Genomic DNA, 8,979 nt, shown 5'->3' on the forward strand with positions numbered 1-8,979 from the left:
CGTTTATCGATGGTATACACATCGAAGAGGACTCTAATTCAATAGATCGCGAGAAGGTCGCCTGATGCTCTCTCATACACCACATTTGACTATATCTCCCCGCTTGTTACTGCTGACCGTGGACTGTTGAAGGCATTCCCTGATATTGCTCGTTCGTTGAAAGAGTTTGTTGACAAGGATCGCTAACATCCGCGATAACCGAGTCGCAAGAGTTGATTATTCAGTCAAAAGTCGACCGGCCATGCAACTTCGGTTCATAGCGTGATTATCCGTTGTTGTAAATTCAAATCTGAATGACGATTTTTGTGCTGATGAAAAGTATGCTTAGCCAATTGGTGGTTTGATAGAGTTCGCGTAGTCTGTCATATCAAGGCCAGAAATACTGGGCTTCCAACGCTGCGGGTTGTCATATTCGAACTTGATATTTATGTCTGGCCCTGGGCGTGTCAGATGGACAAGAGCCTGGCACCATCTTTCTCCGGTCTCCTCATACATAATATTTCGCAACGCATGGAATTCGGTGATGGTCTTACCAACCTGGCCAGTCGAAGTCGCACCGAAGTTACCATTCTTCAAATAGTAGAAGCCGTGAACACTGCCACCCCGACCTTCACGCAACGTAATGACCAAAGACAATCCATCCCAGTTTTTTATATCCGTAATCTTTTTGCTAGCCAGGATCATCTGACCAATTTGTTGTATACGATCGGATCTTGTTTGGCCATTGCACTCGTTCATGGCTGTTCCCTTTCAGTGTCGTTTTGATCGGCGCTCGGCATTTCAGCCAAACGAAGGTTGCGATCTCATTCTGCTGTTCATCAGATAATTTGGAAACCTCTGCAATAGCTTGTTGAAAGAGTTCAGTCAAAGGTTAAGGATGGATCAGTGTGACCTGTGGAAAGTATGTTTTATATTTGCTGACATCTCTAGTGATTAAGTCAAATTGTGAAACAGAAGCATGAGCACCGATAAAGAGATCAGGTAAGGGTGAAGTTTTTGTGCCTTTATTCTTTCTATATTGCAAAAATACCTTACCGGTTAGGAACAATGCTTCACGAGGCAGTTCCAACACTTTCAAATTTAGTACTGCTATCGCATTCTCTAACTCTTCTATTTTCTCAAACCCCATCGATATTTCAGTGTAGACAATCGAGTTGATATAGAGGGTATTGGTGAGGCTACAGCTCTCTAAAATGCTTTCTGACCACTCTGCCCAATTCGGATCATCCGTGAATAAATCCAGCAACACGCATGAGTCAATTAAAATGCCGTTCACGACTGTTCTCTGGTGAGGTCCAAAATCTCATCGGTCGACATCTTGACGGTCGCTATGCCTCTCAGCTTTTCAAATTTTTGGGTTGCTTTTCGGTTGCTGACCTTCTCAATATAAAATCTTCCGTTTTCTTCGATAAATTCAACCTCTGTCTCAGGCATAATCCCCAAAACTTCCCTAACATTCCTAGGGATTGTCACTTGTCCTTTTGTGGTCACTCGCATCTGATCGGTTCTCTCTCAATCAATGTAATACCAATATAGTATTACTTATTAATCATTGAAGAGCGAGAACTGTACAGGTACGTCCAATTCTTATTCCAACAACCAAGTAAATAACTCTTTTACCGTAACCTGTAGTTCACTGGCAAAAGAAGGGACAGGAATGATTTGATCTGGCTTATCCAAGACTTCAGGTTCGTGTTTGGGGCGATAGACAAACACTGTTTGCTCACCTGGGTCGATTAACCAACCTACTTCGGTTCCATGCTGCAGGCAGTGGAGAATATTCTTTGTGACTTTTGTTTGGCTTTGATGGGGAAACAGGATTTCAACGGTCCAATCTGGTGCGATAGAAAAGGTGTTAGCAATTTCCCCATTCTGATCGCGGGGAATTCGGTGCCAAAGAAATACTGCAATATCAGGAACAATTGAACGATTACTAAAGGTACAGCGCAGTTCAGGAAAGGCTCGAGCAATACGTTTGGACTTAACGACTCCATTGATCGTAGGTACAAGTTCTCCTTGAATGACACTATGTTTCCCCTGGGGCATCGGTTTTTGAATAATGTGACCATCAATGTATTCATTTGCAGGCTTCGTTTCAGGCAGTTCCAGAAACTCCGCCAAGGTCAGCGTTTTTGAGGGTGTTTGTACCATTTAGGTTCACTCTTTGCCCGCAAGTTTGGAAACTCAACACTATTTTATCTAGGAACTGGATGGGGAGTACTTTGGTGCTTGGGAATACGGCACTTTATGCTGATAGCCTGAATGAGTATCTTTGCAGCAATTGAAAAAGAACCATATTGACACCATAATGGTATTTACCGCTTTTTAAAAAACCATGCCTTATGGCTAATCTAACTCTAAAGAATATCCCAGACGACCTCTACGAGTTGCTCAAGGAGACTGCGAATCGCAACCACCGAAGCATTAACAGCGAATTAATCGCATGTCTGGAGCAAATGTTACTGCCCAATCGACTAGCCCCAGATCAGATACTCGCGAATGCGCGAGCCGTTCGAGCACGAGTAAAAACAAAAAAAATTAGTGCTAAAGATATTGCTGATGCGAAGACGATGGGACGCCCTGAGTGATAGTTGTTGATACCAATGTTATTGCGTATCTATTCTTGCCCGCGGATAACAATACGAGATATGTGGAACGTCTCATCGAAACGGATGACCATTGGGTAGCGCCCATGCTCTGGCGGAGTGAGTTTCGCAATATTCTTGCTTTATATCTGCGTAAAGATATTGTGGACTTTCCGACCGCTCTTGAAATCCAGAGCCAGGCGGAAAGTCTGATGAATCAGAATGAATTCAGTGTGCAATACAGCCATGTCTTATCACTGGCAGATAAGAGCGCTTGTTCTGCGTATGATTGTGAATTCGTTGCGCTCGCACAATCCTTCTCAATTCCGCTTGTTACTGCCGACCGTAAACTGGTGAAGGCATTCCCCGATATTGCTTGTTCGTTGAAAAATTTCGTCGACAATGATCGCTGACGGTGGAGTTGAGCGGTTTGGAAATGAGGCCGAGCAAAAGGGCGTGACGCATTTTCAGGTCTGCTCCAACGAGTTGTTAGGCGCGCAATGAACGTTTGACATACACGATCTCTGGGTCGCCTGGATCAAGATTATGGATGACTCCTGAGCGTTCGTAGCCTAGTTTCTTAAGGACATGCTGCATGTGCGAGTTGGATTCGTTGGTCGAGGTGAATAGATCGTTTGATTGGGATTGGTCTTCGAGGAAGGTTAGCAATTTGGGTCCGTACCCGGATGAGCGCAGCGGTTCTGCAATGTAGATAAGATCAATGAACGAGCGGCCAAAGAACCCATGGGAGATGACTCCGTAACCGATAATGCGATCGCAAATTTCGACGATCCAAGCGCGATTATTTTTCACCGCGTCTTGGATGAAGTCCCTGCGGTCGGAACTACTGCGTGCGATTTGATCGAGGTCGCTTAAGGTCGAGCTGTCGTCGGGGACCGCCTGTCGGATCAGATGCTCTGCCATATTTTGCCTAACGGCCAACCCATCAGGGGCACGAGAATTATTTTAAAGCGTAAGTCAGTAGCGTGTTTTGAGCGTCCTCTTGTATGGGCTTGTTAGACACAGCTCTCACTTTCAACTGCTGTCACCTGCAGCCGCAGGCCCAACGCCTGAAAAACCTTGAGAATAGTTGCAAATTCAGGATTACCCTCAATGGATAGTGCTTTATAAAGACTCTCACGGCCAAGGCCAGTATCGCGCGAGATCTGTGTCATTCCTTTAGAACGGGCAACATCTCCAAGAGCAGCAGTAATCAAAGCTGGATCTCCATCTTCAAGCACTGCTTCGAGATATGCGGCAATATCCTCTTTACTTTCTAAGTGATGTGCTGCATCCCAAAGCTGAGTTTTGGTTTTAGGCATGTTACCCTCCTATAAGTTTTTGGCTAATTCAATTGCTTGTTGAATGTCTCGTGCTTGAGTACGCTTGTCTCCACCTGCAAGCAAGATAATCACAGCTGGTCCACGCTGAATAAAATAAATTCTGTAACCTGGCTCATAGTCTAGACGAAGCTCAGAAACACCTGCTCCAACTGGCTTGACATCCCCTGGATTTCCTAAAGACAAGCGACGAATCCGAGTATTGATGCGTGCTTTAGCCCGCCTATCTCGTAAACTACTAAACCAACGAGCATAGACCTGGGTTTCGCGGATTTCAAGCATGGCCCCATCGTATCCCGTGGGATACAAAAAGACAAACGATTAATTTTGATGAGTTCTATATGTTTGTGCTTAGGAGGATTCGCATCTAACGGCTTGGGTTTCAGCGGTGGTAAAGGTTTTCGAGTCAGCACTAGCATGTTGCGACCATCTGCTGCAAACCCTGATTAGCTTTCACGAATGCCTTTCCCCATAGATTCTGGGAACTAGCAAAAGCATCATCCCATTTTGCTTCATCTTCAAGTTCTTCTAAAATCAAGGTTGTGATCGCATCTTACTTGTCGGTCGGCAAAGTCTTTAATTGGGCAATCGCTTATTCAAGCAACTCAGTCATACAGATAAATCACTGGAATGGATATCTCTAGGCTATTACTTATTCAAGGAGACGGATAGGCAAATCTCAAAAATTGTTCAATGTGAGGATTTGAGCAAATTAACGACACAAAACCAGTATTCCTCGAACTCTGACATAAAAATAATTTACCGCGACGTTATAGCCTTTAAGCACTTTTGTACCCTTGATGAAATATTTTTGTTTCATTGGGCTTTATTAGAACACTGTCATCGTCACAATGCGTATGGGCGGTATAATAGTTGCCGGAATCGCGTAGCTTAAAGAATAATTCAAACTCATCGTTGTCTTCAGCTTGTATCAGATCTCCCGGTAATGGCTCAGGAGTCATGAAATATGGGTCAACGGACTCCAATTTCTCCCACCAAATTTCCAGTTCTTTTTCACCCATTGAAGGAAACCAAAACCACCTTCTATATCCGTACTCTTCAGCGAGTAGAACGAGAAAATCTGTTTGATATCTTTCTTTGATCTTTTGGTTCATCTTCTAGCTATAATGGCGTAGACCTAAAAAAGAACAATGTGGCTATGGCTACCGAACGTCCGGTGCAGGTGTTGGCAAGACATGGATTTAGCTCAAACTAAGGTGTTGGCTGAATGGTTAGCTTGAATCCGAGCGCTTTAGTAACTTTAGCGATCGTCGAAAATGTGGGGTTACCATCAGGAGACAGCGCTTTATATAGCCCTTCTCTACTCAAACCTGTATCTCGGGATAGTTGACTCATATTCTTAGCCCTAGCGACTACTCCTAGGGCATGAATAATTAACGCAGGATCATCCTCGGCTTCTTCTAGACATGCTTCTAGATATAGCTGAATATCTTCTTCTGTTTTGAGATGTTCGGCTGAATCCCAGCGGGTTGTGTTTATGGGCATCACTCAATCCTCCAACTGTTTAGCAATTTCTTTAGCCCTTTTGATGTCAGCATTTTGTGAGTCTTTATCACCACCAGAAAGCAATATGACAACAATTGGACCACGTTGTACAAAGTAAACCCTGTAACCAGGACCATAATGAATGTGAAGTTCGCTAACACCTTCCCCAACGGGAGCGACATCTCCAAAGTTGCCAATCTCGATACGGTCAATACGTGCTTGTATTCGCGCTTTAGCCTTTCGATCTCGCAGCTTAGTGAACCAATTGGCAAAATTGTCTGTTTGACGAACCTCAATCATGTGTCAACCATAGTTAACGAGCAATAAGTTGTCAACTATAGTTATCAGTTAAGATGATTCTAGGCCGGGCCAAATTCTAGCGTGAAGCTGAGCGACAGCCAGTATTTTTAGATTGCTGCCGAGAGTTGTCAATCCACCCGCCCCTGAGCAGGGTTATGCTCTCACCTATAGTTGTGATAAAAGTTTGTCGTATTCCGCCTCGATTTCACAAGATTTCAGGATTCTGATATAAAAATAATTTACTGCCCCTAACCCATAAGTCTCCAACCATGACCACAGCCTACAACCGAAGTTATTTAACGGCTTGGGTTTCAGCGGTGGCGAATTTTTTCGAGTCAGCGCCGGAAACGAATTCAACTTCGAATGCTTTTCCAGCCTATGCGTGCACAATGGCCCTGTACAATGTCATTGCTTCTTCTGAAATGCCATCAAACATCAGGTGTGTTCAGAATTTGTGTTGTGATTAGTTTGTTCCTCAACACTCACTATAGATGTCCTAGAGGGATGCTAATCAAAGAATCTTGCTTGCCTGATCAATAGCTTGCGATCTTCCATTAGTTCCAATAATGGATATATATCAGTGACGATATTTCTAATTTCATAGTTATTTAAATGATTCTTATAATCTCGAATAGAAACCAAAATACAACGTAGAACACAGTCTACTAGAAATGTTTTATCACATCCACTGCTAGGTTTGGAAGCATGCTTTCGAACTGCTTCAATCAAAGATTTCATGTCGGTTGCATGCAAATAATTTAAATTCCCTTGCAAGTAAGAAAAATCATAGTCTTCAGTTTTTGAAAGGACTTCAGCTAGAGATATATATAATTTTTTGTAGCAATCTTCATTAAGATAAATATATTTTGGATTCCCATTAAAAAATGACTGCAACCTATTTGCTATGAGATGAAGACCCTCAATGTCTTCGATCATATCTAGATCTCTACTTGGGCATGGCTCATAAAAAGATACTATATAATCATCAGGGTTGTATTCTACTAATTCTGTACTTTCCTGATTGAGAAATCTTCGAAGTAATCTTTTAATCCGTCTAATAATTCCTATTTTTTTATTTCTTCTGTCCCATTCTAAAGCTTGAGGTATTAGACAGTTTTTTAACCAATTATGTGTTGTTTCAGCATCCCAGTAGTAGCGAGGGCTGATAACTGTACCTTCCTGGGAAATCATAAAGTTATTTGGAGGCTGCCAAACTAATACTACGTCATCATCAACCCACCTAAAGTCATTAAATATTCCTTCATATTTTTTAGGTTTAATAAAGGCATGGTGACCTGCTTCCATATCTTCTGATACAGAGCTAGTATAAATCTTGAGCCACCCTGGACAACTATCAAATATACTCCATTTACCTGTAGTATTAAATGCATCATGGCACTTAGCAAAATCAAGAAGCAAAGACCATAACCCTCTTTTTATTCTTAGCAGCGGGATATCTTCAGCCGATTTCGTTCCATAATTAAAGTATTTGGATCTCCAAGAACTTTCAATATTTTTTACTCGTTGCTTATATTCATTCCAAAATACATCAAAGACATCACATAAGCTTTTCGCTTCATCGACACTTAATTTTATTCGGCAATTCCCAATATCACAAAAATAGCCATCGCCATCAATTGATTTTAGCAAAAAAGGTCGGATATTATCAGGAATCGGTATTTTTGATGCAGGGAAAAAATCATTCACTAATTGCTTGTGATCAAGAGTAATCATTACATGTGAAAAGCGCCCATTTCGAAATTCGACATAACAACTGGCACTATTTTTTTCGAGTGAAGGTAAAAACGCATGAATTTTTACATGATCATTGATATAACTTAGACTATCTCCATATGAGGTTTGCTCAGGCCCAGTATATTTCTCCCAGCTAGCAGACTCTTCAAAGCTCCAAATACCATACTTTTCAAAATGCCATATTGCCGATTTTCCAAATAACATCTCAGTCCATGCTGGATGGAAGTATTTATAAACTAGCTTTGGGAAGTTCTTTGTCCACCTATTGAGTGTTGATGAAGGAATCACCCTATAAACTATTGATTTCTGTGAGAGTTGATAAGCTTCCCTTTGCCATAATGCAATATTTTCAGCCGAGATATCTTCAGCAACAAGAAGGTTGAATTCAGCTATCTCAAATCCCCACTTATTATAATTATCAAGAAATCTTTTTACAGATTTCTTGTATTCACTCAGTGAATAAGACCTTACTCTTTTGACTTCATATAGGGTGAATTTTTCATTTGAGTCTATGTTTTCTTTTGCAAAAATATCTGCACCATATTGTTGTTGCCCGGAAACACCGATAGGTAAAATATCAACAACATCATTGCCAGGCTCGTTCTCCATCTTACTCTGTATAAGTTCACAGCAAAATCTTTCAAATATTCGAGGCTCTAATAATTCAAACGGAAGATCCGTTTCGACATTGGTTGCAGGTGCTCTAAACGGATTTATTTCTATATTTTTTAAATAATCTGGTAATTCCATTTTTCTTGTTCACTTTCCTCTAATGCCTGAGGCTCATATTTCTTGAAGAATATAGGTTAACTCGCTACCTTCTCATGCTCAAATCATAGTGATATACGCCTCTCTCTTTGAATCTTACTGTTGACGCCTTATAGCCACTAGCTTAAAAGTTCTCTCCATGAAAACTTAAACCCTTTCTACTTAAATACCTGGCTATCCCTAGAACACTCCTATATTGCAGAAAACCGATTACTAGCTAATAATAAAACTACGGTAAATTTCTATATCTCTTTCATGTATCTAGGTAGACAAAGCATATGCTGTCGATTTCTCATTACAAACTTTTAGTTGTGTACTGAGATGATAAAGCATGAAAAAATCTAATTCAAATTTTACTTATTAATATCGATTAAATGACGATTTGAGCATATGCAAATTGTCACGTGTCAAATGACCTTCAATGATTCGACACGCAGTTTGTCGTAGGGGTATTCGATGAGTTAGATGACAACCAAGTATTAACACAGTCCTGCAAATATCAACCTCTTGCGATTCAATAGCACGATAACAATGTTGTACTCAGTAATCCAGCACAAATGATCGAGGGAAGTTTAGGTCAGATATTCTCTAGAATAGTGAAGCAAACGCAGACCTTCAGGAGTAATAGTAGTGGAGTCCCGTTACAATCCCACCGAGATTGAACCCAAATGGCAAGCAAGCTGGGCCAAACAGGGGCTAGATGCAACTCCTGAAGACACCAGCAA

13 protein-coding genes are annotated in these 8,979 nt (G+C 41.4%); 2 read left to right on the top strand and 11 right to left on the bottom strand.

Annotation, left to right across the window (positions count from 1 at the left end):
• Positions 1 to 324: 324 nt before the first annotated feature.
• The 4 genes from Q0986_RS11420 to Q0986_RS11435 form a co-directional block, all read right to left on the bottom strand.
• Positions 325 to 738, bottom strand: a complete 414-nt coding sequence (locus Q0986_RS11420; protein ID WP_299410084.1) for a hypothetical protein — start codon at positions 736 to 738, stop codon at positions 325 to 327.
• 133 nt (positions 739 to 871) lie between these two features.
• Entirely contained in the window at positions 872 to 1,276 is a 405-nt protein-coding gene (locus Q0986_RS11425) for a type II toxin-antitoxin system VapC family toxin (RefSeq protein WP_299410086.1), read from the bottom strand.
• Entirely contained in the window at positions 1,273 to 1,497 is a 225-nt protein-coding gene (locus Q0986_RS11430; RefSeq protein WP_299410089.1) for an AbrB/MazE/SpoVT family DNA-binding domain-containing protein, read from the bottom strand. The genes Q0986_RS11425 and Q0986_RS11430 overlap by 4 nt, the downstream gene beginning before the upstream one ends.
• Positions 1,498 to 1,587: 90 nt before the next feature.
• Positions 1,588 to 2,151, bottom strand: coding sequence for a Uma2 family endonuclease (locus Q0986_RS11435; protein WP_299410092.1), 564 nt, complete (start codon positions 2,149 to 2,151; stop codon positions 1,588 to 1,590).
• A gap of 191 nt (positions 2,152 to 2,342) precedes the next feature.
• Here Q0986_RS11435 and Q0986_RS11440 point away from each other — a divergent pair, with 191 nt between their 5' ends.
• Both Q0986_RS11440 and Q0986_RS11445 read left to right on the top strand, forming a co-directional pair.
• Positions 2,343 to 2,588 carry an Arc family DNA-binding protein gene (locus Q0986_RS11440; protein ID WP_235109096.1) on the top strand — a complete coding sequence of 82 codons (246 nt, stop codon included), beginning with the start codon at positions 2,343 to 2,345 and terminating at the stop codon, positions 2,586 to 2,588.
• Positions 2,585 to 2,998, top strand: coding sequence for a type II toxin-antitoxin system VapC family toxin (locus Q0986_RS11445; protein ID WP_299410099.1), 414 nt, complete (start codon positions 2,585 to 2,587; stop codon positions 2,996 to 2,998). Before Q0986_RS11440 ends, Q0986_RS11445 begins: the two co-directional genes overlap by 4 nt.
• A gap of 76 nt (positions 2,999 to 3,074) precedes the next feature.
• On the opposite strand, the gene Q0986_RS11450 is transcribed toward Q0986_RS11445, so the two are convergent.
• The 7 genes from Q0986_RS11450 to Q0986_RS11480 all read right to left on the bottom strand — a co-directional run bounded on the left by Q0986_RS11450 (position 3,075) and on the right by Q0986_RS11480 (position 8,236).
• Positions 3,075 to 3,509: a GNAT family N-acetyltransferase gene (locus Q0986_RS11450; RefSeq protein ID WP_299410101.1), complete on the bottom strand. Its 435-nt coding sequence runs from the start codon at positions 3,507 to 3,509 to the stop codon at positions 3,075 to 3,077.
• A gap of 92 nt (positions 3,510 to 3,601) precedes the next feature.
• Entirely contained in the window at positions 3,602 to 3,907 is a 306-nt protein-coding gene (locus Q0986_RS11455; RefSeq protein ID WP_299410104.1) for an addiction module antidote protein, read from the bottom strand.
• 9 nt (positions 3,908 to 3,916) lie between these two features.
• Complete coding sequence (locus tag Q0986_RS11460) at positions 3,917 to 4,207, bottom strand: type II toxin-antitoxin system RelE/ParE family toxin (protein ID WP_299410107.1); 291 nt, start codon at positions 4,205 to 4,207, stop codon at positions 3,917 to 3,919.
• Between the two features lie 497 nt (positions 4,208 to 4,704).
• Positions 4,705 to 5,040 carry a hypothetical protein gene (locus Q0986_RS11465; protein ID WP_299410110.1) on the bottom strand — a complete coding sequence of 112 codons (336 nt, stop codon included), beginning with the start codon at positions 5,038 to 5,040 and terminating at the stop codon, positions 4,705 to 4,707.
• A gap of 97 nt (positions 5,041 to 5,137) precedes the next feature.
• Positions 5,138 to 5,431: an addiction module antidote protein gene (locus Q0986_RS11470; RefSeq protein ID WP_299410112.1), complete on the bottom strand. Its 294-nt coding sequence runs from the start codon at positions 5,429 to 5,431 to the stop codon at positions 5,138 to 5,140.
• A gap of 3 nt (positions 5,432 to 5,434) precedes the next feature.
• Positions 5,435 to 5,731, bottom strand: a complete 297-nt coding sequence (locus tag Q0986_RS11475) for a type II toxin-antitoxin system RelE/ParE family toxin (RefSeq protein WP_299410115.1) — start codon at positions 5,729 to 5,731, stop codon at positions 5,435 to 5,437.
• Between the two features lie 507 nt (positions 5,732 to 6,238).
• A complete protein-coding gene (locus Q0986_RS11480; protein WP_299410119.1) occupies positions 6,239 to 8,236 on the bottom strand; it encodes a hypothetical protein in 1,998 nt (665 codons plus the stop codon).
• Between the last annotated feature and the right edge of the window lie 743 nt (positions 8,237 to 8,979).

This window comes from Acaryochloris sp. IP29b_bin.148 (genome assembly GCF_028285565.1).
In the GTDB taxonomy this organism is placed as follows: Bacteria; Cyanobacteriota; Cyanobacteriia; order Thermosynechococcales; family Thermosynechococcaceae; genus Acaryochloris.